The organism is Psychrosphaera sp., from assembly GCF_982872775.1.
The window spans coordinates 1,675-3,111 of record NZ_CEYNSH010000063.1 but is presented as its reverse complement, the minus strand read 5'-3'; the positions used below and the strand labels follow the sequence as shown (position 1 = coordinate 3,111).

The following is a 1,437-nucleotide window of genomic DNA, read 5'->3' as shown; positions in this document are numbered from 1 at the left end:
TTTTTTATACTTATATTCATTTTTGCGGTAATTTAAGGTTTTGTGCCTAGCTTTAATTTTACGAAAACAAGTGTAGCGATCGGCATAAGTAAAACTGGAATTAAGCAGTAAATAAACGTCACTTCGTTGATAAATTGCAAAGACCACAATATTGTCGAGAGAGCTAACAGTAAAGCCATAACAATTAAACTAATTCCTATGACTTTACTGGCGCGTTCCGGGTCGGAATAGTTTCTGTCATTCCACCCAGAAATTAAGTTTCTTCTGCCTTTAAATGCAATCAAGTATCCACATACTAAGCAAGGAAAAACCGCGGTAACTAATACAATTAACCCACCGAGAGCAAATTGACTCATGTATTTACGGACACTTCTTAAATAAACAAAATTGCTCTAAGCTTTAAAAGGGACGATATCAAACCCAAACGACTCTTTGTTGAATTTGATTTTATAATCAAAAGCCTGACCACACGCATTCACTCGCCAGTGTTCCACTTCTCTGTACTCGGAGTCACTTGAGTCAGTGGTAAGATCCCCTATATATTCTTTGGAAAACTTCTCCTCGCACTTGGCATCTTTCAAATAAACGCGAATGCCGTAATCGATCATCGTGCTTAGAGTGGGGTTACCTTGGAGTTTTGTTCCGGTGACAGTGACGCTAGGTTCATTTGCAAGACTGCTAAATGTCGGCATCATCGTCAAGGCGATGGTGAATATTTTTAATCCTTTCATTTTTACTACTCCATTTTAAAATTATTTTGCCTGCACAATATGCAAAATATTGGCTTGTTTGCCAATTCCACGAGAACGAAGAGCGACTTTTATTGGTGCGCCAGATTTAACGAGGCGTTACTTTTTCAACAACGACTCGACCACTTTTTCAAGTTCAGCAACTCTCAATTCCAATTCTTCAACTTTAGATGAAGAATTAGCTGATGATCTAAAGTCCTCTATTAACTGTTTAGGGTCGAATCCATAATTCAAAATGAAAACCAACACCACTACAGCTAACATTAACGATACAATTTCCCACATATCTATTTTCCTTGTTTGATTTTTAACCATAATATATCAAGAACTAGCTGTCGGTAGTGACAAAAAGGTGACAACCAACCGACAAGTTCAAAATTGCGTGGCTTTTAACGGCCCAGCGTAACAGGACTTTTGTATTTGTTAACCATTGGCTGAAAACCAACGCTACAAGCGGGGCGCAGCTTTACTGCGTCCGTTGCCTAGCCCGACCTCTTAAGCCTCATTTGCCAACAAGCTCTCTAATGCTTTTGACTACCAAATCTCGGTCAGCAATGTGTAAATGGTGTTTTTCTGACTCAGAATATATAACACGACTCTTAGTAGATAAGCTTTGGAAATAACTTTCAGCCTCAGCGTTTAAAGAATCCATAGAGCTTGCTATCTCATCGGGAACAAACGGCGGATC

The 1,437-nt window shown here is 39.0% G+C and carries 3 protein-coding genes and 1 pseudogene; all 4 read right to left on the bottom strand.

Features of this window, described 5'->3' with window-relative positions; all coding sequences use genetic code 11:
- Nucleotides 1-32: 32 nt before the first annotated feature.
- The gene (locus AC4E96_RS13195; protein ID WP_490256148.1) at nucleotides 33-356 is read right to left on the bottom strand and encodes a DUF3784 domain-containing protein; all 324 of its coding nucleotides are present in this window, start codon (nucleotides 354-356) and stop codon (nucleotides 33-35) included.
- A gap of 36 nt (nucleotides 357-392) precedes the next feature.
- Nucleotides 393-731 (bottom strand): hypothetical protein, encoded by a 339-nt coding sequence (locus AC4E96_RS13190; protein ID WP_490256147.1) that lies wholly within the window; start codon nucleotides 729-731, stop codon nucleotides 393-395.
- 117 nt (nucleotides 732-848) lie between these two features.
- On the bottom strand, nucleotides 849-1,034 hold the full coding sequence (locus AC4E96_RS13185; protein ID WP_488034285.1) for a hypothetical protein: 186 nt from the start codon (nucleotides 1,032-1,034) through the stop codon (nucleotides 849-851).
- A 217-nt stretch (nucleotides 1,035-1,251) separates the two neighbouring features.
- Nucleotides 1,252-1,437 (bottom strand): annotated as a pseudogene (locus AC4E96_RS13180) (alpha/beta fold hydrolase); the annotation flags it as partial.